At 60.5% G+C, this 23,506-nt stretch carries 22 protein-coding genes and 4 pseudogenes; 19 read left to right on the plus strand and 7 right to left on the minus strand.

Annotated features, from left to right (window positions below; all coding sequences use genetic code 11):
* The first annotated feature begins 3 nt into the window (after positions 1-3).
* From sctJ to CRX69_RS20320, 11 genes are all read left to right on the plus strand, one after another.
* Positions 4-786 carry a type III secretion system inner membrane ring lipoprotein SctJ gene (gene sctJ / locus CRX69_RS20270; RefSeq protein WP_047229699.1) on the plus strand — a complete coding sequence of 261 codons (783 nt, stop codon included), beginning with the start codon at positions 4-6 and terminating at the stop codon, positions 784-786.
* Entirely contained in the window at positions 783-1,421 is a 639-nt protein-coding gene (locus CRX69_RS20275) for a type III secretion protein (protein WP_107322706.1), read from the plus strand. The genes sctJ and CRX69_RS20275 overlap by 4 nt, the downstream gene beginning before the upstream one ends.
* On the plus strand, positions 1,418-2,011 hold the full coding sequence (sctL, locus tag CRX69_RS20280) for a type III secretion system stator protein SctL (RefSeq protein WP_107322707.1): 594 nt from the start codon (positions 1,418-1,420) through the stop codon (positions 2,009-2,011). Before CRX69_RS20275 ends, sctL begins: the two co-directional genes overlap by 4 nt.
* Positions 2,008-3,330: a FliI/YscN family ATPase gene (locus tag CRX69_RS20285; RefSeq protein ID WP_107322708.1), complete on the plus strand. Its 1,323-nt coding sequence runs from the start codon at positions 2,008-2,010 to the stop codon at positions 3,328-3,330. Before sctL ends, CRX69_RS20285 begins: the two co-directional genes overlap by 4 nt.
* 16 nt (positions 3,331-3,346) lie before the next feature.
* Positions 3,347-3,823 carry a hypothetical protein gene (locus CRX69_RS20290; RefSeq protein WP_107322709.1) on the plus strand — a complete coding sequence of 159 codons (477 nt, stop codon included), beginning with the start codon at positions 3,347-3,349 and terminating at the stop codon, positions 3,821-3,823.
* Positions 3,820-4,878, plus strand: a complete 1,059-nt coding sequence (gene sctQ, locus CRX69_RS20295) for a type III secretion system cytoplasmic ring protein SctQ (RefSeq protein WP_107322710.1) — start codon at positions 3,820-3,822, stop codon at positions 4,876-4,878. The genes CRX69_RS20290 and sctQ overlap by 4 nt, the downstream gene beginning before the upstream one ends.
* Complete coding sequence (gene sctR, locus CRX69_RS20300) at positions 4,875-5,534, plus strand: type III secretion system export apparatus subunit SctR (protein WP_047229694.1); 660 nt, start codon at positions 4,875-4,877, stop codon at positions 5,532-5,534. The genes sctQ and sctR overlap by 4 nt, the downstream gene beginning before the upstream one ends.
* Positions 5,534-5,803, plus strand: a complete 270-nt coding sequence (sctS, locus tag CRX69_RS20305) for a type III secretion system export apparatus subunit SctS (protein ID WP_047229693.1) — start codon at positions 5,534-5,536, stop codon at positions 5,801-5,803. The genes sctR and sctS overlap by 1 nt, the downstream gene beginning before the upstream one ends.
* Before the next feature lie 5 nt (positions 5,804-5,808).
* Positions 5,809-6,621, plus strand: coding sequence for a type III secretion system export apparatus subunit SctT (sctT, locus tag CRX69_RS20310; protein ID WP_047229722.1), 813 nt, complete (start codon positions 5,809-5,811; stop codon positions 6,619-6,621).
* A 25-nt stretch (positions 6,622-6,646) separates the two neighbouring features.
* Entirely contained in the window at positions 6,647-7,693 is a 1,047-nt protein-coding gene (locus CRX69_RS20315; RefSeq protein ID WP_076384085.1) for an EscU/YscU/HrcU family type III secretion system export apparatus switch protein, read from the plus strand.
* Between the two features lie 215 nt (positions 7,694-7,908).
* The gene (locus CRX69_RS20320; RefSeq protein WP_107322711.1) at positions 7,909-10,863 is read left to right on the plus strand and encodes a type III effector HrpK domain-containing protein; all 2,955 of its coding nucleotides are present in this window, start codon (positions 7,909-7,911) and stop codon (positions 10,861-10,863) included.
* Here the strand turns inward: CRX69_RS20320 and CRX69_RS27750 are convergent.
* Both CRX69_RS27750 and CRX69_RS20330 read right to left on the minus strand, forming a co-directional pair.
* Positions 10,779-11,003, minus strand: a pseudogene (locus tag CRX69_RS27750) (GMC oxidoreductase); the annotation flags it as partial. The gene CRX69_RS20320 and the pseudogene CRX69_RS27750 sit on opposite strands and share 85 nt — an antisense overlap.
* Positions 10,994-11,412 (minus strand): annotated as a pseudogene (locus CRX69_RS20330) (alpha/beta fold hydrolase); the annotation flags it as partial. The pseudogenes CRX69_RS20330 and CRX69_RS27750, both read right to left, overlap by 10 nt.
* Positions 11,413-11,500: 88 nt before the next feature.
* Here CRX69_RS20330 and CRX69_RS20335 point away from each other — a divergent pair.
* Positions 11,501-12,940, plus strand: a complete 1,440-nt coding sequence (locus CRX69_RS20335; protein ID WP_107322712.1) for an HD domain-containing phosphohydrolase — start codon at positions 11,501-11,503, stop codon at positions 12,938-12,940.
* Positions 12,941-12,961: 21 nt separating this feature from the next.
* On the opposite strand, the gene CRX69_RS20340 is transcribed toward CRX69_RS20335, so the two are convergent.
* The gene (locus CRX69_RS20340) at positions 12,962-13,879 is read right to left on the minus strand and encodes a LysR family transcriptional regulator (RefSeq protein ID WP_107322713.1); all 918 of its coding nucleotides are present in this window, start codon (positions 13,877-13,879) and stop codon (positions 12,962-12,964) included.
* 106 nt (positions 13,880-13,985) lie between these two features.
* On the opposite strand from CRX69_RS20340, the gene CRX69_RS20345 reads away from it, so the two are divergent.
* Positions 13,986-14,318, plus strand: coding sequence for a nuclear transport factor 2 family protein (locus CRX69_RS20345; RefSeq protein WP_107322714.1), 333 nt, complete (start codon positions 13,986-13,988; stop codon positions 14,316-14,318).
* Positions 14,312-15,088: an SDR family oxidoreductase gene (locus CRX69_RS20350; protein WP_107322715.1), complete on the plus strand. Its 777-nt coding sequence runs from the start codon at positions 14,312-14,314 to the stop codon at positions 15,086-15,088. Before CRX69_RS20345 ends, CRX69_RS20350 begins: the two co-directional genes overlap by 7 nt.
* 75 nt (positions 15,089-15,163) lie before the next feature.
* Here the strand turns inward: CRX69_RS20350 and CRX69_RS20355 are convergent, their stop codons facing one another.
* Positions 15,164-16,213, minus strand: coding sequence for a LacI family DNA-binding transcriptional regulator (locus CRX69_RS20355; protein ID WP_107322716.1), 1,050 nt, complete (start codon positions 16,211-16,213; stop codon positions 15,164-15,166).
* A 162-nt stretch (positions 16,214-16,375) separates the two neighbouring features.
* Between CRX69_RS20355 and CRX69_RS20360 the strand changes: the two genes are divergently transcribed.
* Genes CRX69_RS20360 through CRX69_RS20375 form a run of 4 tightly spaced genes read left to right on the plus strand, consistent with a single transcriptional unit; the run spans position 16,376 to position 19,940 of the window.
* Positions 16,376-17,464 (plus strand): fatty acid desaturase family protein, encoded by a 1,089-nt coding sequence (locus CRX69_RS20360; protein ID WP_107322717.1) that lies wholly within the window; start codon positions 16,376-16,378, stop codon positions 17,462-17,464.
* Positions 17,465-17,500: 36 nt separating this feature from the next.
* A complete protein-coding gene (locus CRX69_RS20365; RefSeq protein ID WP_107322718.1) occupies positions 17,501-17,821 on the plus strand; it encodes a MocE family 2Fe-2S type ferredoxin in 321 nt (106 codons plus the stop codon).
* An 18-nt stretch (positions 17,822-17,839) separates the two neighbouring features.
* Positions 17,840-19,072, plus strand: coding sequence for an NAD(P)/FAD-dependent oxidoreductase (locus CRX69_RS20370; protein ID WP_107322719.1), 1,233 nt, complete (start codon positions 17,840-17,842; stop codon positions 19,070-19,072).
* Between the two features lies 1 nt (position 19,073).
* A complete protein-coding gene (locus tag CRX69_RS20375; RefSeq protein WP_107322720.1) occupies positions 19,074-19,940 on the plus strand; it encodes a sugar phosphate isomerase/epimerase family protein in 867 nt (288 codons plus the stop codon).
* On the opposite strand, the gene CRX69_RS20380 is transcribed toward CRX69_RS20375, so the two are convergent.
* The 3 genes and pseudogenes from CRX69_RS20380 to CRX69_RS20390 all read right to left on the minus strand — a co-directional run.
* Entirely contained in the window at positions 19,923-21,614 is a 1,692-nt protein-coding gene (locus CRX69_RS20380) for a thiamine pyrophosphate-binding protein (RefSeq protein WP_107322721.1), read from the minus strand. The two genes, CRX69_RS20375 and CRX69_RS20380, sit on opposite strands and share 18 nt — an antisense overlap.
* 29 nt (positions 21,615-21,643) lie before the next feature.
* Positions 21,644-22,396: a hypothetical protein gene (locus CRX69_RS20385; RefSeq protein WP_177513923.1), complete on the minus strand. Its 753-nt coding sequence runs from the start codon at positions 22,394-22,396 to the stop codon at positions 21,644-21,646.
* A 324-nt stretch (positions 22,397-22,720) separates the two neighbouring features.
* Positions 22,721-23,062 (minus strand): annotated as a pseudogene (locus tag CRX69_RS20390) (MFS transporter); the annotation flags it as partial.
* Positions 23,063-23,224: 162 nt separating this feature from the next.
* Between CRX69_RS20390 and CRX69_RS28280 the strand changes: the two are divergent.
* Positions 23,225-23,386, plus strand: a pseudogene (locus CRX69_RS28280) (TetR/AcrR family transcriptional regulator); the annotation flags it as partial.
* Positions 23,387-23,506 lie beyond the last annotated feature (120 nt).

Raw genomic sequence — 23,506 nt, forward strand, 5'->3', positions numbered from 1 at the left:
GCCATGTTCCGCCGTTGCCATGCCGTGCGCCTGATGATTGTCCTCGCCTTTGCCTGCATGCTGCAGGGCTGCGATATCGACCTGTACACCAACCTCAGCGAGCGTGAGGCCAATGCCATGGTTGCAGTGCTGCTGCGTGAGGGTGTGCCGGCCTCGCGCAAGGTCCAGGAAAACGGCCAACTCACCGTGGTGGTGGACGAAAAACGCTTTGCCGAGGCCATGAGCCTGCTCGACGAAGCTGGCTTGCCGGGCCAAACCTTTTCCAACATGGGCGCCGTGTTCAAGAGTGGTGGCCTGGTGTCTTCTCCCGTGCAGGAAAGGGCCCAGATGGTCTACGCGCTCAGTGAAGAACTCTCGCACAGCGTCTCGCTGATCGACGGTGTGGTTTCTGCCCGGGTACATGTGGTGCTGCCCGACAATGACCTGCTCAAACGGGTGATTTCCCCGTCGTCGGCTTCAGTGCTGGTGCGCTACGACCCCAATACCGACATCAACCCCCTGATCCCGCAGATCAAAACCCTGGTGGCCAACGGCATCTCCGGCTTGAGCTACGAAGGGGTGTCGGTCACGGTAATCAAGGCCGCCACCGGCAGCGGCCGGGCCAACGCACAGCCGCGCCTGGCCAGCTTCCTGGGCATATGGATGCTCGAAGACAACCTGCCCCGTGCCCGGATGCTGTTCGGCGTCCTGCTGCTGGCCGCGCTGTCGATGGTCGGTGTGTTGGGCTGGCAGTACTGGCAACGACGCGCCTCCCGCGCCTTGTATGAGCTGGAGGACGTGAAATGAGTGCCGCCGCTTTGCCGCAGTGGCAAAACCTGCTCGAGCAGCCGCTGGATTTCGTCGGCACGCAGCCTCTTGCGGCGTGCTTCCCCGAGACCTCCGGCAGTGCGCTGAGCGCATTGCGCAAACAGCCGCGCTTCCAGGCGCGATTGATACGCTTGTTGCTCAGCCGTCATGAGCTGCAGGCTCCCAGTAGCCTGCCACTGCCCGATGTCGACGATCTACCGGTTCTGATGCTGCCTCCCGAGGACTTCAAGCGCCTGCCGCGTCTGTGTGGCGCGATTTTGCATAGCACCACCCTGAGTCGCGAGATCCGTGGCGATGTGGTCAACCAGTTGCGCGATTTGCTGGGCAGTGATGTGTTTGCCCTGGCCCTGGCAAACCGTGCCCTGGGCAGCGGTGCCGACTTGCTGCGTCAGCCGGCCGAACTGCTTGAAGTCATCGACCATGATGGCGCCCGCTGCATCACCGCTTGGCTGAGCGCCCAGCCAGCGCCACTTCGGCCCTGGCTGCGCCTGCGTTTTGCCGAGCTGCCAGTTGAGAGCGGACCGGTAAGTGCCACACCTGTGGCCAATGCTTTGGCCATCGTGCGCAGCGCCGCCTCGAACCTTCCACAGCTTGAGGAGCAGGGGACCCGATGAGCGAGCTCCCGACCCGTCCTGCCGCCCGTATTCTGCGTGCCGAACAGGCAGACCTGTGGATAGACGGCTACGCCTTCCTGCAGGCTGCCCGTGACGAGGCTGAGGCCATCAGGCAAGACAGTGAGCAGTGGCTGCAACAAGCCCATGCCGAAGGCTTTGAAAGCGGGCGCCGGGAGGGTGCCGAACAGGTCAGCGCACTGCTGGGCGAAACGTCGTTGAGGATCGATGCCTGGCTGGCCGGGCTGGAAACGTCCCTGGCCGATCTGGCGCTGGGCATTGTGCGCGAAATACTCGATGACATGGACGATGCCGAGCGCGTGATGCGTTGCGCCCGCAAGGCATTGGGGGCGTTCCGCCAGGATCAGGCCCTGACCCTGTTCGTCTCCCGTCAGGACGCCGAAGCGGTGCGTCAGCAATTCAAACTGCAAGAGGACGGCTTGCCGACGATTGCCGTGGAACCGGACGATCGGTTGCAAGGTGGTCAGGCACGGCTGAGCAGTCCGGTGGGTTCAGTGGAGCTGGGGCTTGAAGCCCAGTTGCTCAACCTGCGCCGCAACCTGCTGCCGTTTGCCGACGAGGCACAGCCATGATCACGATCCCCCACGACCTGCTGCCGCGCCTGACCGAACGTCTGGCCAATGCCCGACCGCGCCCCATGAAGGGCACCATCCGCAGTATCCGCGGAGTGCTGCTGCGCGCTAGCGTCGCCGGTGTGCACATCGGTGAACTGTGCCAGTTGCGCGAACCCGGCAGCGGCCGCAGCCTGGCTGCCGAAGTCATTGGTTTTGAAGATGACGAAGCGATCCTTTCGCCCATCGGTTCGATGGACGGCCTGTCGACCCGCACCGAAATCATCGCCACCGGCGAGACCCTGGGGGTAAGCGTCGGCGATGCGCAGCTGGGCCGGGTGATCAGCCCCATGGGCGAATTTCTCGATGGCAGCCCGCCGCTGGGCGTGTTGCAGCGTTACCCCTTGCATGCCGAGCCTCCAGCGCCGTTCAGCCGCCAACTGATTGCCCACCCGATGTCCTTGGGGATGCGCAGCATCGACGGCCTGCTGACCTTGGCCCAGGGCCAGCGCATGGGCATCTTCGGTGAACCGGGGGTGGGTAAGTCTTCGCTGCTGGCGAGCATCGTGCGCAATACCAGTGCCGATGTCATCGTGATCGCCCTGATCGGTGAGCGCGGCCGTGAAGTGCGCGAGCTGCTCGATGTGCAGTTGGGCGCCGAGGCCCGGGCGCGTACCGTGGCCGTGGTCGCCACCTCCGACCGTCCGGCTGCCGAGCGGGTACGCGCCGCCTTTGTTGCCACTGCGCTGGCCGAATATCACCGCGACCAGGGCCGCAACGTGCTGCTGTTGATGGATAGCCTGACCCGCTTTGCCCGGGCCCAGCGTGAAATCGGCCTGGCGGTGGGCGAGCCGCCAACCCGTCGCGGTTACCCACCCTCCTTTTTCTCCGCCTTGCCGCGCCTGCTTGAACGCGCCGGCCCCGGCGAGACCGGCAGCATCACCGGGTTGTATACCGTGCTCACAGAAGGCGATGCCTCGATGGACCCGGTGGCTGAAGAAACCCGCTCAATCCTCGACGGGCACATCGTGCTCAGCGCCGAACTTGCGCAACGCAACTTTTTCCCGGCGGTGGATGTGCTGCAAAGCCGTAGCCGGTTGATGGACCAGGTGTGTGGCGACGAGCAACGCCACCTGGCCATGCGCATGCGCGAGCTGATGGCGCGGCGCAACGAGATCGAAATGCTCATCCGGGTCGGCGAATACGCCGCCGGGAGCGACCCACTGGCCGACGAGGCGATTGAGCGGCATGACGCCATTGAAGCGTTCTTGCGCCAAGGGGCCAACGAGCCAAGCAATCCCAACGAAACCCTGCAACACATGCGCAGGGTGATGGCATGACAACCATGGAGGTCTTATGAAAACCAGTGACATGCGTAGCCTTCAAGCGTTGCGCAAGTTGCGTGAGCAACGTGCGTCCAGCCAACTGGTCGCTCAGCAGCGACGCTGCCGGCAGACCAACGTGGCGCTGGATGACGCCAAGGAAAACCTGCGCCTGCATCGTGAGGCCCTGGCCCGTGAAGCCGAGCGCATCTACGGCTCGATCAGCGAAGGCATGTCGATCAGCGACTGGCGTATGGCCCAGGAGCATCTGGAGGAGCTGTACGAGGGCGGACAGCGAAAGCTGGAAGTGAGCGTCAGTGAAGTGGCGCGCACCCTGGAAATCCACGAGCACGAGCGCGAAGTGTTTCGGGTTGCCCATGTGGCTCGACAGCGCCAGGCGCAAGCCTGCGACACCTTGCTCGAAGGCCGCGAGCGCGTCGAGCGCCTTGTCGACGAACACCGTTTGGAGGCCGACGAAATTCCTCGCGCTGCTATCGGAGGCCGTGCGTGAGCTGTCACCAGGACCCACTCTGGACACCCTTTGCCGAACAATTGACGCCTGTCGACCCCCAATGGGTGGACCTGCACAATCGCCTGCATCGTAGCCGCGAAACCTGGAAGGGAGAATGCGCAGGCCAGGTGATTGGCGTGCGCTGGGGCTCCGTTGCCGAACCTGACGTCACGGCAGTTGAGCTGTTGCTGGGGCTGGGCGAGGAGGGCGACGCGTCGGCCATCAGGCTGCACCTGCCAGCGCAGGCGCTGCACGCCCTGGGTGTGCCCGTTGCCCTGGACTTTCAAACCTTGCCTGGCGCGATGCTGCTGGAGCTGTCCCTGCTGAGCCTGATCGAACCGTTGGAGCGCCTGACCGGGCAATCGATGCGTTTCATTGACCACGCCGACCCGGTTCACGCCGCCCTGGCCGCGCAACCTTGCCCGTTGAGCCTGGTCACCCAAGTCCAGCTCGACGGCTCGTCCATGCTCGTTGTGCTGCACTTGAGTGCCAATGCTGGCGAGCAGGTCGCGCAGTGGCTCGATCGGTATGCACCGCCGGCTCCCCATGCGCTAACAGACCTGCTCCTGTGGCTGGCGGTCGAGGCCGGCGAAGCCGAGCTGAGTGTCGGCGAGCTGCGCAGCCTCAATCCGGGCGATGTGGTGATGCTCGATCCTTGGCCCATGGGCCAGGTGCGGCTGGTGGTGAACCATCGTTTGCACGCCAGGGCCGGCCAGGACGGCACCAGGCTGACACTGCTTGAAACACCGATGAGCATCAATCTTTCCAAGGAATTTTCTGTGAACGAAGCACCCACCATGAGTGAAACCGCTGACGGGCGAAACCTGGATTCGCGCTTGGACGAACTGCCACTGAAAATGGTTTGCCAGGCCGGCAGTGTCGAGTTGACCCTGGCGCAGCTGCGCGAACTGGGGGAGGGCAGCCTGCTGTCGTTCACCGAGCAACGCCAGGACAGCGTCGACCTGATGATAAACGGGCGTCGCGTCGGCCAGGGGCAATTGGTCAGGATCGGTCCAGGCCTGGGCGTGCGCGTGTTGAGCATCGCCGCGTCATGAATGGCTACCAGCCCAACCTGATTGAAATCATTGTGGTCGTCGCCACCATCGGTCTTATTCCGCTGGCAGTGGTGACCCTGACCGGTTTCATGAAAATCTCCGTGGTGCTGTTCCTGATTCGCAACGCCCTGGGCGTGCAACAGACACCGCCTAACATGGTGCTGTACGGCATCGCCCTGATCCTGTCGGTCTACGTCACCACGCCGTTGCTGGGCGACATGTACCGGCAGGTGCAGGGCCGTGATCTCAACATCGAGAGCATCGAGCAACTTACTGCCTTCGGGGACGCACTGAGGCCGCCATTGCAGGCGCACCTTTCGCGTTTCGCCAACGAAAGCGAGCGTGGTTTTTTCATCCAGGCCACGGAGACCATCTGGTCTCCTGAAGCCCGGGCCGATCTGCGCGACGATGACTTGGTGGTGCTGGTGCCGGCGTTCGTCAGCTCCGAACTGACCCGGGCGTTCGAAATCGGTTTTCTGCTGTACGTTCCCTTTCTGGTGGTGGATTTGCTGGTGGCGAACGTATTGATGGCCATGGGCATGTCCATGGTTTCACCTACGCTGATTTCCATACCGCTGAAGCTCTTTCTGTTCGTCGCCTTGAGCGGCTGGTCGCGCTTGATGCATGGCCTGATTCTTAGCTATGGGGGCACCTGATGGGCCAGGATGTATTTCTTTCGTTGATGAATCAGGCGCTGATGACGGTGCTGCTGTTGTCCGCCCCGGCACTGGCTGTTGCGATCATCGTCGGCCTGGGAGTGGGGTTGCTGCAGGCACTCACCCAGATCCAGGACCAGACCCTGCCGCAGGCGGTCAAGCTGGTGGCGGTGCTGCTGACGATCGTGTTCGTGGGGCCGTTGCTGGCGAGCCAGGTGGTGGAACTGGGTAACCAGGTGCTGGACAACTTCCCGTTGTGGACGCGCTGAATGGCATGAATATCGAGCTTGCCAACCAGTTCATCGAAGTCGCCTATCCGGTCATCAGCTCGGCGGCACTGTCCGCCAGCCGCGCCATGGGCGTGGTGGTGATTACCCCAGCCTTCAACCGCCTGGGCCTGACCGGCATGATCCGCAGTTGCGTCGCGGTGTCCATTGCCATCCCCATGTTTGTTCCGGTGTATGGCGCTTTCACTGCACTGCCAGAACATGGTGGGTTCTTCCTGGCCGGCCTACTGATCAAGGAATTCCTGATCGGTATCCTCATCGGACTGCTGTTCGGCATCCCGTTCTGGGCGGCGGAAGTGGCCGGCGAGTTGGTCGATCTGCAACGCGGTTCGACCATGGCCCAGTTGGTGGATCCCTTGTCATCGGGCGAGTCCAGTGTCATGGCCACCTTGCTGACGGTGATGTTGATCGCCCTGTTCTTCATGTCCAGCGGCTTCATCATGATGGTCGACGGCTATTACCACAGCTACCTGTTATGGCCGGTGACCGAGTTCACACCGTTGTTTGCCAGTTCGGCGTTGATGGCGGTGTTGCGGATTCTCGACCAGGTGACCCGCATCGGCGTGATCATGGTCGGGCCGCTGATCATCTGCATGCTGGTCACTGACCTGATGCTCGCTTACCTGTCGCGCATGGCGCCCAACCTGCACATTTTCGATCTGTCGCTGCCGGTGAAAAATATGTTCTTCACTGTATTGATGGTGGTCTACATCAGCTTCCTGATTCCGGTGATGATCGAGCAACTCGGCGAATTCCGCGGTACGGTGGAGCTCCTGAAGACGCTGGCCGATTCGGTATGACTTCCCTGTTTCGGGCGAAGCGTCCATGAGCGATAGCAGCGAAGAGAAATCACAGCCGGCCACCAGCAAGAAGCTCAGCGAGGCGCGCAAGAAAGGCCAGGTGTCCAAGAGTCAGGACCTAGTCTCCGGCATGGTCATCCTGTTTTGCACGCTCTGTATCTCGATCATGGTGCCCAAGGCCCAGGCACAGATCACCGCGTTGCTGGACCTGATCGCGCTGATCTACATCGAACCTTTTCACACCGTCTGGCCACGGGTGCTGGACATCGCCGGGCAGTTGCTCATCAACCTCACCCTGCCGGTGGTGGCCGTGACGGTGGGGGCGGTGATCCTGACCAACATCATCAGCATGCGCGGCGTGGTGTTCTCGGTCGAACCCCTCAAACCGGACATCAAACGTATCAATCCGATCGATGGCTTCAAGCGCATTTTTTCGATGCGCAGTTTCGTTGAATTCCTCAAGGGCGTGATCAAGGTCGTACTGCTGGGGCTGGCGTTCTACGTGATCGGGCGTGGGGCGTTGCAGGCGCTGATGGAGTCGTCGCGCTGCGGCGCCGGCTGCATCGAATCAACTTTCTACCTGGTACTCAAGCCTCTGGTGTTCACCGTGCTGGCTGCCTTTCTGCTGGTCGGGGCGGCAGACGTGATGATGCAGCGCTGGCTGTTTGGCCGTGACATGAAAATGACCCGCAGCGAACAGAAGCGTGAGCGCAAGGACAGTGACGGCGATCCGGTGATCAAACAGGAACGCCAGCGTCAACGTCGGGAAATGCAAGCCCTGGCCACCAAGCTGGGCGTGGGGCGTGCATCGTTGATGGTCGGCTCCGACCCTGGTTGGGTGGTGGGTATACGTTATGTACGCGGCGAAACTCCGGTACCGGTGGTGGTGTGCAAGGCCGAGCGCGAGGACGCGGCGCAGTTGCTTGCGCAGGCCCGGGGCCTGGGGATTGCCCATAGCCTCGATACCGTCCTGGCCAAGGACATCGCCCGACGGGCAGTGCCGGGGGACCCTGTGCCGGATAACACCTTCCAGGCAGTGGCGGATATCCTGGTGGCCGCTCGGTTGATTTGAGCGTACCTGCTGGTGAGTGCCTCACAAATGGACGGAGCGAGTTTGAAAGTCCCTGTAAACCGGCATGACGTTTGGTCGTCCAGCCGCTCTCCCGATCCATCGGGTCTTTTGCGCGTTTAAGGTTGCGATTCGAGCCGAGTCATTCCCCTGCAATGTTCAATGGTCAAAGTTGATTCCTCTAGCGCTATCGGCGCCATTGTCAGGAGGACGTCCCCTTGCGAATCGACAGCAATGCCCGCCCCACAGATAGCCAATCCCCTGATTTTGAAGCGGGTCAGCGCTTTGAGAAAATGCTTGGCGCGGCCCGCATGCAAATCAGCGATAAAAAGCCTGACCCACGCGGTGCGGCAGACAAAGAAGTTTTGCCGTCCCTGCCTGAGAGCGTGCTCTTGGCGTTGCGAGAAGCGGGCGGCGCCATCGCAGAAACGCTGAAGCAGTCAGATGGACGTACGTTACGCAACGACGAAACCGTACCGCTCCAGGATCTCGAGATTTTCATGGGGTGGTGGGTGGATGGCGAGGTGACGGCGTACTCCGCGCGAGACAAAGAGGGCAATGAATTCACCATCAGCAAAGAGGCGACGCCTGATTACTTCGCCAAGGTTGATGCGTTGCAAAAAGGTAACGACGAAGGCTTTTTGTTGCGCGCAGATGGCGCACTTCTATCAGCAGAAGCACTGGCGAGCGCAGAAATTTTGCCCCCGGATGAACACACAGGCTTTATCCGCCTGACGATCAATGGCGAAAAGATCCATGTCTCGAAGGACGTGACGCCCGACCTCTACAACCAGGTGGTCTGGAAACAGGAAGGCTACCAGAGCAAGTTTTACGAGCAGAACAGCGAGATCATCGACACGATCCGTGATCGATGGGACGACTGGAACGCCTCCGACAGCATTGTCAGTGACAAGGATTTGAGGAAGTACGCTGCCGATGAAAATCGAAGCGCAGAAGATCGCGAGGCGGCGCAGTTCCTGCTCGATAACAAAGGATTTTTTGACCTGCTTGATACCAAGGCACACAACAACAAGGCTGACGGCAAAATCAGCAGCAACGACCTGAATGCATGGCTACGACCTGTTGCTGTCAAAGCCGAAGACATCGGCGCCTATAACGACTTTCTGAAAGCCTCCCCGAATGCTGACGCGACCTCCCTGGAACTTGCGAAGCATTCGGCGCTGCTGCTGGAGAACTTCGACGAGATCAGCGATCGGACGGAGAGCGGTAAATACCTGACGCGTGAGGCCTTGCAGAAGTACCTGGATGAAAACCCGAACATCAGCGATGACTTGAAGCAAGCCCTGACTTTTTGGTCGCAGACGGGGGCGTTCGAAACGCTTGAAACCAGTGGGAAACCATTGGAGAGCAAACCCGATGGCGCGCTCGACAAGCGCGACATCCAGAATTGGTTGAAGGCCTCCAGCCCCAAAACCGCTGGAGACGCTCTGCTGTTCATCAACCAGGTAGCGAATGCCAGTGGGGTCTCCGGCATTGATACCGGTGACCTGGGCAAGGACGTCTTTGAAAACCCTGGCAACTATTCCGCCGAACAGCGGGCTGCGGTGTTACAGGATCTGCTCAAGGCGCGACAGTTGATCATCGACGGTGCGGCTGCCGGTCTGTGGAGTGATGACTACGGTAAGGTGTCCATCGCCAACGCTGTGCGCAGCCATCCAAATCCCAACAAGCTGCTTGCCGATGTCAACAGCCACATTGAGCAGTTACAAAGTGATCCCGAGGTGGTCAAGTTTCTTAATGAAACCACCTCGACGCAGATGGCCAATCTATTTGAGGCAGTTCCTGGGTTAAAGGATTCGGTGCAAAAAAACTACGATGACATCAAGTCCGGTGCAGCTCTTGATGCGCTATGGGAAAAGCATACGAAAGACGGCAGCACCGACCAACAGGCGGTGCTGGCCGAATACTTCTCGACGGCAACGCTTTATCAGGAAGCGCTCGGCATCAATGATCGGGCAGAAATTCAGAAGGGGCTCGCTGCCTCTCAGCATGCCCAGGCGTTCCAGGATTATTACGAGCAGTCGCTTGTTTCCGGGACGCGACTGGAAGAACTGATGAAAACGGGCACCTTCGAAGAAGCGGTCGGCACCTTCTCCGCGGAGGTCGCGCTCTACAACGCGGCGCTGGATCCCAACGTCACCGCAGGTTTAGACCCGCAGTTGAACGACAATTTCAGCCGGATCGGGCGCGACAACGCCATGAAAGACGGCACTTTCGAGGATGTCAAGCAAGCCCTGGGTATCAATGGCGGTGACGAGCTTGACGAGGCAAAAGTCAGGACGATGGCCGAGACGCTTATCCAGTCCAATCCAGAACTCGTGACCAATCCGGATGGCACCGTTGCAACGGCCGATCAGATCGTCGCGGGTGTCCGTTCGAATTGGGACATCCTGCGCCAAGGCACAAAGTCGCTTGCGGAATTGAAGTCGTCCTGGCTCAACCCCGACCTCAAGAACTTGTCTGACAAAGGGGGACTGCATGGCGTTAGCGGCATCTTCATGGCTGGCGTGACGATCGCCAAAGGCGCTCAGAATGGCGCAAACCTGACCGAACGAAACATCATAGACATCACCACCGGATCGGTCATGACGACGACCCTGCTCACCGAGGGTGGTGCCAAGAACCTGAAAAGCTACCTGAAAAACAAAGGAAACATTGATCTTGATCCGAAAATCAGAGCCTTTTTCGACGACCCCATAAAATCTCTCACTGGCACTGCCGACAAGTTTGAAAGCGGTGCCAAGGGTATCGGCGGTTTGGCCGGCATGGTTGCGGGTGCGTACGGAATCTTTGATGGCGTTCAGTCGATTCGCAAGGGCGACCCCGTCAGTGGTGGTATCAGCATCACTTCAGGCGCACTGGCGTCATTGTCAGGCCTGGCATCAGCGATTGAGGGCGGCGCAGGCCTTTTTGGCCATCTGGCAGTCAGGGCGGCGATGGCCCCGCTGGCTGGAGTCCTAGGCACCGTGGCGGCGGGCGTCGGCGCGGTTGCCCTGTTGCTTCCGGGCCTTATTGCGGAGGGCAAACGGCAGACTCAGCAAGACCACTTCGGCGACCTGCTTGGCGACTATCTGACACAGTACGAAATCGATGGCGTGGAGGGCGGTGATTTCAGTGACGTTCCCGACGAGGACTGGCCGCAAACCGATTGAGGGCTGTGCTGGCTTGCGGTAATTCGCGGCATGATCGAGGCATCAGCGATGCGCAGTTTATCGATGCCATATACGCGCAGTTGATGGTCGACCACCGATATCGTGTCTCGGCCCATTTTCGCGGAGCAGGACTGGTGCCAGGGGGCGTGGGCGCGCCTTTACCTTGTTCGCCGCTGGTTTGCCCGGTCTCTGGCGCGAAGGCGGCGACATACACCAGCGCGCTGACCTTCGGATCGCTACCGGCCTCGGTAATCACGGTGCCACCCCAAGAGTGCCCGACTAGAACCACCTTCCTGCTGGTTGTTCAAGGCGCGGCGCGTCGCGGCAACATCGTCGACAAGCGAGGTGAGCGGGTTTTGCACAACCGTAACGGCCACTCCCTTGGGCTTGGAGCAGTGGCACCACTTTGGCCCAATCGGAGCCGTCGGCGAACGTGCCGTGTACGATCACCACGGAGGGCGTTGTATCCTGCGCGTGACTGGCGCTTGCGGTGAAGGTACCGGCCAGGGCAAAAGCGACGGTAGCGATTTTCGATTTGATTGTTTTCATTGGATGAGCTCCTGTTCGGGAGTTCAAATTCCGCTGACCGGCCTGCGATGTGGGCCTCGGTCAATTAGCCGACCCCGGGACATTTTTCATGGATAGTGAGTTGCAACTGGACATCTCCCTGGGTGGGGCACTGGCGACGATCGCCCAGGTCGGTGACCTCAGCATGGGACAACCTCTCGGTCATTCCCGGCGCGTTGCCGCACTGGCGCGGATGCTTGCGCAGGCCCAGCACGGCGACGGTGACCACCTGAGGGTAGCGGAACAGGTTGCCTTGCTGCGCTGGTCCGGTTGCACCGCCAATGCCGAAGGCTTTGCGGATCTGCTGGGCGACGACGTCGATGGCCGCCGCGCGATGCTCGATTTGACGCTGGGCAATGAGCAAATGAACGCGGTGCATCAGGCAACCCCGCTTGCCGTTGTGCACTGTGAGGTGTCTGGAGCCATTGCCAAAACCCTCCAGCTCGGTGCCACCGTCGAGGCGGGGTTGTGTCGCGTGTTCGAAACCTACGACGGCACTGGCCGGCCGCTGGGTCTGACCCATGAGCACATTCCGGAGGTCGCCTATCAGGTAGTACTTGCAGGCGATCTGGATATTCTCAGTCGTGCACACGGCCTGGATGCGGCGCTACGCTGGATCAGAGAACAGTCGGATCGGCGCTATCCAGCGTCGCTGGTATCGTTGCTTCTGGAGAACGCAAAGGACTGGCTGGCGGATCTGGAAACGCTGTGGAAAACCGTTGACCACGGGCATGAGCAGCGTTGCGTCTCACTGACGTTGGTGGGAGACATAATCGACTTGAAGCTGCCGTGGTTGGCAGGGCATTCGCGGCAGGTCGCGCATGTCGCCGTGGAAGCTGCACGCCTGTGGGGGCTGCGTGAACCGACTTTGACAGACATTGGCAAGTCCGCGCTCATCTACGGTCTCGGCCGGGCAGCTGTTTCGAACCACCTGTGGAATACCGCAGGAGCGCTGCCATACAGCGCTGCGGAGCGGGTCCGCCTTGTCCCTTACTGGACGCAACAGGCGCTTAGACCTATCACTGAACTGGCTGTGCCCGCAGAGATTGCAGCCCATGCCTATGAACGGCTCAACGGCAGTGGCTATTTTCGGGGCGTGGCGGGTGATGCGCTGTGTGCCGAGCATCGCCTGTTCGCCACATCGGTAGCCTGGGTCGCGCTAAGGGAAGCCAGGCCATGGCGATCGGCTTACGGCGAAGCGGATGCAGCCAGGCTGCTCAAACAGGATGCTGGCAATGGCTTGTTCGACAACGATGTTTGCGAAGCAGTCATTGCCGCCGCAGGTGGCGAGCGGCGGATGCGGCAACCGAAGGCTTCGTTACTCACGTCTCGCGAGTGCCGCATCCTGCTGGAGATCAGCCGTGGCGCCAGCAACAAGGAGGTGGCGCGGCTGCTGGACATCAGTCCGAGCACGGTTCGCACGCACATGGAAAGCATCTTTCGCAAACTGGAATGCTCGACCCGGGCAGCCGCTACCTTGAAGGGGCTGACACTGGGGTTGATTGCCTGAGCCAGGTCGGGTTGGCTTGAATCAGGCGAGCCCGTCCTGACCGGCTTGACTGGCGCGTGCCAGGTCGATGAATGCCTTGGCTGCCGCGCTGGGGTTGCGGCGGTTCGGGTAGTACAGGCACAGCTTGTCTCTGGGCGGTGTCCAGTCTTCGAGAGTCCGCACGAACTGTCCGGTGCGGATTTCGTTGTGAACGTCCTGCTCCATGAAAAAACCGAGCCCCATGCCTTCCTGCACCGCCACCTTGACCACGCTGGATTCATCCAGCGTAAGTGGCCCGTTCACATCGAGGCGAGTCACTTCCCCGTCCCGCTCGAAATGCCACGGGAAAATCGCTCCATTCGGTAGTCGAACGCGGATGCAGCGATGCTGGAGCAGCTCGGATGGCGTTCGCGGTTTACCGTGTTTTTCGAAGTACGCCGGCGAACCGACCACCGCGTACCGTTGCGGCTGGCCGAGCGGGACCACAATCACGTCGTTCGGAACGAGGCTTGCTGAGCGCACGCCGAAATCGAAGCCGTCAGCCACGATATCCACCAGACGGCCTTCGGTGACGAGGTCGATGTGTACTTGCGGATGATGCTGCAAGAACTCCATCACCAGTGGCAGGAGCGCCGATCGGGCAGCGCTGGCGAACGCATTGATACGCAGCGTGCCTGAGGGCCCGGCGTTATGCGATCGCACTGCATCGAGTGCAGCACGCAGATCCTGCAAGGCTGGCCCCACCTGCTCCAGAAATATCCTGCCGGCTTCGGTGATGGCCACGCTACGGGTCGTGCGATTGAACAGCCGCGATTCGAGGCGGGTTTCCAGTTGCGCGATGGTGTTGCTCAGCGCGGTGGTGGAGACGTCGAGATCGATAGCGGCTTGCCGAAACGAGCCCCTGCGTGCGACCGCTATAACAGCGTCCAGCTCACTGAGGCCTAAACGATCTTGTGGCATGGATTGTCCTGAATTTCGGGATTGGTCATAAATGTTTGTCCCAGTTGAACAAACTATCCGTCAGGCAGCAAGATTGCTCCAGGACATTCATCCAGGAGATCGGCAAATGACCCTTCAGCTTCCCGACGTCGTGCAGACGTACTTTGCAATCAGCAATGGTGGCGATACAGCGCAACTTGCGAGCTGCTTCCGCTCTGACGCCACGGTTTGCGATGAAAGAAAAACGTACGAAGGAACGGCTGCCATCGAAGCCTGGCAACAGGAGGCACGCAGAGCCTTCATCTATCAGGTCCAGCCACTGCAAGCCCTGCAAGGGCAGGGCGAGCTGACGGTCATTGCGCGCCTTGTTGGGAATTTCCCCGGTAGCCCGGTTCAACTGAGTTACCTCTTCACACTGGAAGGCGGTCTAATCCGTTCCCTGGAGATCACGCCATGCTGAATCTAGGTTTGACTGGCAAGCGGGTCCTCGTCACCGGTGGCACCAAAGGCATCGGCAAGGCTGTCGTCGAGTTGTTACTGGCCGAGGGTGCGAAGGTCATTACCTCGGCCAGGCAGGTGGACGTGGAAATGCCGGGCGCTCTTCTGATTGCGGCTGATCTGTCGACCCGGGAAGGTTGTGATGTACTGATCGCCGCGATCCAACAGCGGCTGGGTGGCGTGGACATCATGATCCACGTCCTGGGTGGTTCGTCGGCACCCGGCGGCGGTTTTGCTGCGCTGGACGAGGAACAGTGGCAACGAGAGCTCAGCTTGAACCTGTTGCCGGCGGTGCGCCTCGATCGCGCTTTGCTCCCGGGGATGCTGGAGCGCAGGGAAGGGGTCGTCATCCACGTCACCTCCATCCAGAGTCGGCTGCCACTGCCGGAGGCTACAACAGCTTACGCGGCGGCCAAGGCCGCGCTTTCGACGTACAGCAAAAGTTTATCGAAAGAGGTTTCGCCCAGAGGCGTCCGCGTGGTTCGGGTTTCGCCGGGCTGGGTTGAAACCGAAGCGTCGGTCGCATTGGCCGAGCGACTCGCGCAGGAGGCAGGTACTGACTACCAAGGCGGCAAAGAGATCATCATGAACGCACTTGGGGGTATCCCGCTCGGCCGCCCATCGACGCCTCGCGAAGTTGCTGACCTGATCGGTTTCCTGGCTTCGCCGCGAGCGGCATCTATCACGGGAAGTGAGTTTGTGATCGACGGCGGAACAGTACCAACGGTTTAGCCGTGAGGTAGATCCGACAGGCATAAGCAGGAAGGCCGTGCCATCAAAGACCGAGCAGGTTGTACCGCCAGCCCATCAGCTTTGGGTATTTTCCGATGTCACAATCTGCAGCGGAATATGCACCCGGTGACGCACAGGATCGAACTGCTGCGCAGTCTGCAATTCCACCATCAGATTCACCAGCGCCGTTGCGGTCTGGCGCGGCTGAGAGTCGATCACCACGTCGACCAAACCTTGGGCCAGGGCTTGACGTGACAGCTCGGTGGACTCCTGCAAAATGCAGCACAGCGTCGGGCGCTTGGGCAGTTGCGCCAACGCGTTGATGATCCCGTCGCCACCGCCGCCTACCACGCATAACCCGCGCAAATCGCTATGCCGAACCAGCAGGTCGAGGGTTGCTTCCTCGGTGATGTCGCAGTTATCCAGATTGATCAGCGGCTCCAGCGGGCGCAACCCAGGTGCGTGTTCGGCCAAGTAACTGTGCAAGCCTTCGACCCGCTCCTGGTGGCCAAGAAAGCGATGGCCACCGAGCAGGATGCCGATGCTGCCTTTGCGCGCGCCACAGGTGCGGGCCAGCAGCCACCCCATCGTGCGCCCGACTACTTGATTGTCCTGGCCGACATAGGGCTCGGCCGCCGCCTCATGAATGCCCGACAGCAGTGCCACCACGGGCACTCCGGCCCCGCGAATCTGGGCAAGGGCGGCGTTGATCAGCGGGTGGGCGAAGCTGACCACCGCCAGGCCGTCGCATTGCACTGCCAACTGTTCGATCTGGGCAATGATGGCGCTGGGGGCGCGATCAAAAACGTATTCGAATTGGCAGGTCAGGTTGGCTCCGGCCTGGCGCTGCGCGGCATCGGTGATGGCTTGGGCCAGGTTGGCGTAGAACGCCTGGGCGGTGCCCAGCAGCAGGATGCCGAAACGGTACGTGGGGCGACGTTCGAGAATGCGTTGGCCGATCAGCCGCGCGGCAAAATAACCCACGGCTTCGGCGGCCTGAAGCACCTGTTCGGCAGTGGCTGGATTAACCGGGGCGCGAGCGTTGAGCACGCGGTCGACGGTGGCGACACTTAAGCCTGCGTGTTCGGCGACCGTGGCGATGGTGGGGCGTTTATTGTTATTCATGATGAACCTTCAAAGCGTCTTGATAGAAAACTATCAAGCCCCGCAGGAGCTGGATGATAGCTTGATAGGGAATGTATTCAAGCCCTTGAGGGGGTCTTCCACGCTCTCTATATTTTCTTACGCAAAGCACCTGACATCTCACGCTTGCGGAGAACAATAACAATGTCTCAAGACAACACCGCCTCTACTCGGGACTATCGCCTGACCGGCCCTGAAGCCGCACGCGCGGCTGAAAAAGGCCTTGTATCGGCCAGTTGGTACCAGTCGCCCATCTCCCGTCAACGCATGAAGCAACTGATGCAGCGCCGCGACGGTCCGGCCTTGCTCGACACCGCCATCTGGCTGCTGGCCCTGCTGATCACCGGCTTCGGCGGCTACTGGTTCTGGGGCACTTGGGCTTGTGTGCCGTTTTTTCTTGCGTATGGCGTTCTGTACGCCACCGCCTCCAACCCGCGCTGGCATGAAACCGGCCACGGCACAGCTTTCAAGACTCGCTGGATGAATGATGCGCTCTACCAGGTGGCGAGCTTCATGTGCATGTTCGAGCCCCATGTGTGGCGCTGGAGCCATGCCCGGCACCATACCGACACCATCGTCGTCGGCCGCGATCCGGAAATCGTCGAACCGCGTCCACCGAGCTTGTTCATGATGCTGCTGAGCCTGTTCCAGATCCCGTTGCTGCTGAAGACGATGGGGGGCGTGTGCCGGCACGCGGTTGGCAAAATGGATGCCCAGGAACAGACGTTCATCCCTGAGTCCGAATGGCCCAAGGTGTTCCTGGCGGCCCGTATCTGGCTCGTGATTTACGCGGTTATCTTTGGCGCGGCGCTTTACCTGCACAGCTGGTTGCCGCTGATGTATATCGGCCTGCCCATCCTGTATGGCGGCTGGTTGTCCTACCTGTTTGGCCTCACCCAACATGTAGGCCTGGCGGAAGACGTGCTGGACCACCGCAGCAACTGCCGCACCATCTATATGAACCGGGTACTGCGCTTTCTGTACATGAACATGAATTATCACCTTGAGCACCACATGTACCCGATGGTGCCGTACCACGCCCTGGCGCAACTCCATGAAGAGATCCGCCACGACTGCCCGCCGCCTTACGCCAACATAGGTGAGGCCTTCAAGGAAATCATTCCGACCCTCTTGAAGCAGCGCAAGGACCCGACGTATTTCGTGCGACGCCCCGTCGGTAGCTCAAGGCCTGCCACCGACGCTCATCCACAGGCTGAAGCCACCCTGGGCTGACACCCTCCGGCTGTATCCCGAACAAGAGAAAACGCCATGAACGATCAATGGATCGATGTATGCGCCGTGGGCGAAATCAATGAAGAAGATGTCATTCGCTTCGACCACGGTCCGCATACCTATGCCATCTACCGCTCTGCTGACAACGAGTTTTTTGCCACCGCTGGCCTGTGTACTCATGAGTCGATCCGCCTGGCTGACGGCCTGGTGATGGACCACGTCATCGAGTGCCCCAAGCACAACGGGCGCTTTGACTATCGCACCGGCAAAGCCTTGGGGGCGCCAGTGTGCGTCAACCTCAAGACCTTTCCGGTACGGGTCGACGCGGGGCGGGTTCTGCTCGCCATTTCAGCTTGACCGCCAGGAGTGCACGCCATGAATGCTCCACTGATTATCGTCGGCGCCGGCCATGCCGGTGGCCGCGCGGCGCTGACCTTGCGCGAGCAGGGTTATACCGGTCGGCTGATCCTGATCGGCGATGAACTCCATTTGCCGTACGAGCGTCCTCCGCTGTCCAAGGGCTTGCTGCAGGGCACGATGGACCTGGACGATTGCCGCCTGTGGAGGGATAGCCGGCTCACTGAACTGAACATCGAACACCTGGCGGGCAACCCGGTAAAAAGCCTGGATCCGCAGCACCACCGCCTGCAATTGACCGACGGACGTTGGTTGCCCTACAGCCGATTACTGTTGGCGACCGGGGGCAGAGCGCGTCGCTTGTCCCTGGTGCCTGAACCTCTGGCCAACGTGCTTTACCTGCGCACCCATGACGAAGCCCTGGCCCTGCGCAGCGCATTGATCCCCGGCACGCGCCTGGTGATCATCGGCGGGGGCTTTATCGGCCTTGAGGTCGCGGCAACGGCCCGAACCTTAGGCTGTCAGGTGACGTTGCTGGAAGCCGGGCCACGACTGGCCGGGCGAGTCTTGCCTGAAGCTGTGTCCCAGGCCTTGTTGGAATTGCATCGGCAACAGGGCGTAGACGTGCGGCTGAACGTAGCGCTTGAAAGGGTACAAGGCATCGAACGCGCTGAGGCGGTGCAACTGGTGGACGGCCAGGTGCTGCCCTGTGACTGGGTGGTAGTCGGTATCGGCATGCAACCCAACGTCGAATTGGCCGCGGCGGCGGGGCTTGAGGTGGGCCAGGGTATTCGAGTCGATGCCCAGTTGCGCACCAGCGCGCCAGACATCTTTGCTGCCGGCGATGTGTGTGAGTTTCGCCTGCACGCCGACGCGTTATTCCAGCGCCAGGAAACCTGGCGCAATGCCGAGACCCAGGGCCGTCACGCGGCATTGAATCTGTTGGGTGGCGAGCTGCCGTTCGAGGGGGTTCCCGGCTTCTGGTCTGATCAGTACGACTGGGGCTTACAGACGGTGGGCGTGATCCCACCGACGCCACCTTCGGCCGTTCGCACCTTGGCAGGCGGTGGTCTGCTGCTGTTCTACCTGGACACCGAGCAACGTTTGCAAGGCGCCTGCGGCTGGGGGCAGGGCAACAGCGTTGCCAAGGACATCAAGTTGTGTGAACGGCTGATTGCCAACCTGACTCCACTCTCTGTGGACGCATTGGCCGACGCCGATGTCTCGCTCAAACATCTGCTAAGGCCCTGACATGCGTGAATTCCTGGTATTTCAGTCCCTGTGGGCCATGCAAGATCACCGTGGTCAATGCGATCTTTGCCTGGAGGCGCAGGTGGAGAAGATTGCCGCTGCTGGCTTCGATGGGGTCACCGACCATTTCTGGGTCGCGCCACAGGCCGAACGTCTGCATGCCGCTGCCAAGGCGCAAGGCCTGAAAATCGAAGGTCAGCTGTTTCCCCGCACCGTGAGTGACTTGGCGCAAGCGCTTGAGGTGGCCTCCCGCTACGGCTGCCACCACCTCACGCTGCAAGCCGACGTCCGGCCGCGCACGCTGGCACAGGCGATCACCCTGATCGAAGGCTGGCAGCGTCTGGCCGAGCAGGTGGACTTTCCGATCCTGCTGGAAACCCACCGCTATCGTCTCACCAGTGACCTGTTGTTCACCCTCGACTTGCTCGCGCAGATGCCCGACCTCAAGTTGTTGGCTGACTTGTCCCATTACGTTGTGGGCCGCGAATTGCCTGAGCCGGCCGCGGTCGAAGACGACGAACAGATTCACACCATCCTACGACACAGTTGGGGCTTTCACGGGCGAGTCGCTAATAGTGAGCAGGTCCAGGTGCCCTTGACCTTTGCCCAGCATCGCCCCTGGTTGGACCGGTTTCTGGGCTGGTGGCGCTACGGAATCAAGGATTGGCTGGCGCGACCGAACACACCCACGAGCCTGTCCTTCACCTGTGAACTTGGCCCGCCACCCTATGCGATCACAGGGAATGATGGGCGCGACATAACGGATCGCTGGGACGAGGCGCTGCTGCTGAAGGGCCTGATGCGGGGTGTTTGGGATGAGTGTCAGCAGGGACAAGGTGCGCCCATTCCTTCAGGGCATGATCGGTAGTTCAATGAGATTCGGGCAGCCTGAGCGAATACCTTCTTCGACAGCTCCTGCAATATCGCCGGCGCGCTCGATCCTGCGGGAAGGGATCCCCATGGAAGAGGCGAGGGCCAGGAAATCGATCGCCGGGTCGCAGAGGTCCATGCCGATGAACCGGTGAGTGCTTGCACTCAGATAGTGCGCCTGGCTACGAGCGTAACTCTTCAAAATATTGTATTCGCCGTTGTTCATGACAACGAACGTGATCGGCAGCCGTTCATGCGCCGCCGTCCAGAGTGCTTGCGGTGAGTACATTGCCGAGCCATCACCGACCAGACAGACTAGCGGGCTGCGGTCCAGGCCAAGCGACGTACCGACGGCCGCCGGCATGCCCCAGCCCAGGATGGCGCTGCGGGTAAAAAGATACTGGCGGGCCGAATGGGAATCCAGGCAGGCACGGACATGAGGAATCGTGGCAGGTGCTTCGTCGACGATCCAGACGTCCGGCCCGATTGCCCGGATAGCCTCGTGGGCAGCCACGAAAGGCGTTGTCACCGGCGTGTTGAATTCGCGACTGACGCGAGCGACGACGTCGGCACGACGTGTATCGCGTTCTTGGCCTGCGACGTTTCGCAGCGTTGCGATTGCCTCGCTGTGTGGGACCAATTTCTTGTCCAGTATCGGCAACAGCGTTTGCAAGGAGAGTCTTAAATCTCCGATCAGCCCTAGCGCTGTCTCGTGGACTCTGCCTAATTGGTGTCCATCGCCGGTCAATTGGATAAGGCGACAGTGAGAGGGAATAGCGGGGCCCTGGGAATATTGATAGCTGATCAACGAATGGCCGCCGAGCAGGAAGACTGCGTCGAAGTCAGAGAACGTCTCTCTGATATCGGAAGCCTTCGCAGGCAGCGTTCCCCGCCACTGCGGATGAGCCGTCGGAAACGGAATATGCCCGGGCCAGGATGGCCCGTAGACCGGCGCGCCGAGTGCTTCGGCGAGCTTCACGGCTTCAACTTCCGCGCTCGACTGGAACACTTCCTCTCCAACGATAATCGCCAGACAACCGGGGGTAATTGCCGCTAAGGCAGCGGCCAATTCCTCAATCGCCCCGGGCACGGCACCGCGCTCGATTCGCGATGGCGGGCCGGCCGTTACATCCGTGTGTTGCTCCATCACGTTTATCGGCAGGGAAAGGAAAACCGGGCCGGCCGGCCCCGTGCGACAGTCCTGAAACGCACGACGCAGCAGCATCGGGATGTGTTCGGGATGATGAATTTCTTCCGCCCATTTGACGCTCGGTCGGGCGAGAGCGACGAGGTCTCCGTGGAGCAGCGGGTCGGTCACGCCATGTCGCGTGTCTTGTTGGCCCGCCGTGACGACAAGCGGCGTATTCGCCATCTTCGCGTTGAGAATTGCGCCCATTGCATTGCCGAGTCCACCGGCCGTATGGAGGTTGACGAAGCCGGGGCGACCGGATGCCTGCGCATAACCGTCGGCCATCGCTACGACTGAGGCCTCTTGGAGGCCGAGGATGTATTGGATGTCTGAGGCGCCTGAGAGGGCGTCGAGCAAAGGCAGTTCGGTTGTTCCCGGATTGCCGAAGACGTAACGTACCCCCTCGCTGCGAAGCACTTCTACGAACAGGTCCGCGCCGCGTTGCCCGCGGCTGTTGAAAAAAACATTGGATCCTGAAGGCATGGCGCAGAACCTCATCTGATCTGGAAGCTTTAATTTAGCTGGCTTGCTGTGGCGACGGTTAGCTGGCTCCGGACCGAACCGTTACCCGTGGCCTTCAAAATCGCATTGCACAAGGCCCGGGCGACAGGTGCGTAACTGGTCTGGCTGGGCTGGCCGACTTCGGGAGCCCCGGTGGGATTGATCAGGTGCACCGCGATCTGTCCTGGCAGCCATGAGACGAGTGGCCAACGGGTGCGATAGGCAGGTTTAGCCCGGGTATCTCCGAGGGTCGGCTCAAAATCGCAGGATGTCACGAACGCTATCCCTATCAGGCAAGCGCCTTCGAGCTGCGAGCGCACGCGACCAGGATTTTTCAAGAAACCCAAGTCCGCGACAACGACCGCGTCATGAATGATCAAGCGGCCTTCGTCGCTCACTTCGATATCGAGAACGACCGCCATGCAGGTCTGCGCGTCATAGTGGGCAGCGATGCCTTGCGCCCGACCCTGTCTTGGGGGCTTGCCCCAATGAGCTTTCTTTGCCGCTTCGGTTATAACGCTCCGCATTCGATGGCCGTCGACGCTTGATGAGTGCCGAGTGCCATCGTTCACCGTCGATGCCGGATCAATCAGCGAAAGCAGATAGTCCCTGTGATCCAGCTTGCAGGTTCGCACCTGCGCGGCCATGAATCGCTGTTCGGCGAACAGGCGGAGCAACAGGCCTTTTCTGTCCAGATTGCTGTCGAGCGTCGATTGCCAAGTAAATGGATCAAGAGCACTAGCGTGCGCATCAGGATGGCTCATTGCGTTTCTCCTTCCGGCGGATGGCAAGAGGTCCAGCTAAAGCGATGTGTCCTTGGTGCCTGTAACGCTGGCACCGTAGGGCAGTCATTGGGGGTACTTTAGGGGCAAGGATCTGACGTCAGAGTGACCGGAGGCTGACAGGAACATGTCAGGCGTTGGGCTGGTCGGCTTTGGTCCAGGCGTCGTTAGGAAACGCACGATAGACGTGCACCGGCGTCCCAGGTTCACGCACCAGGTCGATGTTAGTTCATGGATTTCTGAACTAACTATTTGCTACAGCCTATTCAATCATTTGTCACGATGGCCTTAGGATCCTCCACATGGGCGTCCTGCAATCAGCGTATCGAGGGTGTTGGCAAGGCCTGCGATGACGGTGCCCACCACGAAGATCGCGAGTCCGCCCAACACCAGCTTCTGGCGCCCATAGCGGTCAGCCAGTGGCCCGACCACCAACTGGCCCAGTGCGAAGGTGATGAAGAAGCTGGATAGCGTCAGGCCAAGCGCGCGGGCGTCCACTCCCAGGTCTTCACCGATGACGGGGAATGCCGGGAGGATGATGTTGGTGGAGAGCATACCGATAGCAGCCAGGCCAGCGAGCAGTGCCACGATTTTTCCGGTCAATGGCTGGATGGCCTGGACGGGGGCATTCACAAAAGTTGTCGTCATGGATTTACATCCCTTGGCGCTTATGGAAGCGGTAGTCGTGGAATTGGCCGTCAGGCGGAAGTCGGCCCGCACTCTGGCTACGGCGTATGATGGTTGTCATATTTTCAGCCAAGCATGATGATCATCATGTTATTCGTCAAGCATAAATATCGAGGTCCACCGATGAGATATCCTGCAAGCCAGACTGCAGAACGGCGCGAGAAAATCCTTGAGGAGGCCTCCCGGTTGTTTCGCGGCAAGGGCATCGCAGGGGCGAGCATTGCGCAGGTCATGAAGGCATCGGGCCTGACTCATGGCGCGTTCTATGCGCACTTCGATTCGAAGGATGCGCTGGCTTGTGCCAGCCTTGAGCATGCGATGGACCAGCTGGCGCTACGTCTGCGCGACACTGTCTCCAGCAGCGATACGCCCAAGCAAGCCTTTCTGGACAGGTACCTGAGTCAG

Origin of the sequence: Pseudomonas rhizophila (genome assembly GCF_003033885.1) — a bacterium.
Taxonomy (GTDB): Bacteria; Pseudomonadota; Gammaproteobacteria; order Pseudomonadales; family Pseudomonadaceae; genus Aquipseudomonas; species Aquipseudomonas rhizophila.

Coding starts and splice junctions, on each gene's coding strand:
- CRX69_RS20365 (WP_107322718.1), top strand. CDS start 17,501: ATGAACGATCAATGGATCGATGTATGCGCCGTGGGCGAAATCAATGAA.
- CRX69_RS20380 (WP_107322721.1), bottom strand. CDS start 21,614: ATGCCTTCAGGATCCAATGTTTTTTTCAACAGCCGCGGGCAACGCGGC.
- CRX69_RS20335 (WP_107322712.1), top strand. CDS start 11,501: ATGGATAGTGAGTTGCAACTGGACATCTCCCTGGGTGGGGCACTGGCG.
- CRX69_RS20285 (WP_107322708.1), top strand. CDS start 2,008: ATGATCACGATCCCCCACGACCTGCTGCCGCGCCTGACCGAACGTCTG.
- CRX69_RS20290 (WP_107322709.1), top strand. CDS start 3,347: ATGAAAACCAGTGACATGCGTAGCCTTCAAGCGTTGCGCAAGTTGCGT.
- sctL (WP_107322707.1), top strand. CDS start 1,418: ATGAGCGAGCTCCCGACCCGTCCTGCCGCCCGTATTCTGCGTGCCGAA.
- sctS (WP_047229693.1), top strand. CDS start 5,534: ATGGGCCAGGATGTATTTCTTTCGTTGATGAATCAGGCGCTGATGACG.
- CRX69_RS20370 (WP_107322719.1), top strand. CDS start 17,840: ATGAATGCTCCACTGATTATCGTCGGCGCCGGCCATGCCGGTGGCCGC.
- CRX69_RS20360 (WP_107322717.1), top strand. CDS start 16,376: ATGTCTCAAGACAACACCGCCTCTACTCGGGACTATCGCCTGACCGGC.
- sctR (WP_047229694.1), top strand. CDS start 4,875: ATGAATGGCTACCAGCCCAACCTGATTGAAATCATTGTGGTCGTCGCC.
- sctJ (WP_047229699.1), top strand. CDS start 4: ATGTTCCGCCGTTGCCATGCCGTGCGCCTGATGATTGTCCTCGCCTTT.
- CRX69_RS20315 (WP_076384085.1), top strand. CDS start 6,647: ATGAGCGATAGCAGCGAAGAGAAATCACAGCCGGCCACCAGCAAGAAG.
- CRX69_RS20345 (WP_107322714.1), top strand. CDS start 13,986: ATGACCCTTCAGCTTCCCGACGTCGTGCAGACGTACTTTGCAATCAGC.
- CRX69_RS20375 (WP_107322720.1), top strand. CDS start 19,074: ATGCGTGAATTCCTGGTATTTCAGTCCCTGTGGGCCATGCAAGATCAC.
- sctT (WP_047229722.1), top strand. CDS start 5,809: ATGAATATCGAGCTTGCCAACCAGTTCATCGAAGTCGCCTATCCGGTC.
- CRX69_RS20350 (WP_107322715.1), top strand. CDS start 14,312: ATGCTGAATCTAGGTTTGACTGGCAAGCGGGTCCTCGTCACCGGTGGC.
- CRX69_RS20385 (WP_177513923.1), bottom strand. CDS start 22,396: ATGAGCCATCCTGATGCGCACGCTAGTGCTCTTGATCCATTTACTTGG.
- CRX69_RS20275 (WP_107322706.1), top strand. CDS start 783: ATGAGTGCCGCCGCTTTGCCGCAGTGGCAAAACCTGCTCGAGCAGCCG.
- CRX69_RS20340 (WP_107322713.1), bottom strand. CDS start 13,879: ATGCCACAAGATCGTTTAGGCCTCAGTGAGCTGGACGCTGTTATAGCG.
- CRX69_RS20355 (WP_107322716.1), bottom strand. CDS start 16,213: ATGAATAACAATAAACGCCCCACCATCGCCACGGTCGCCGAACACGCA.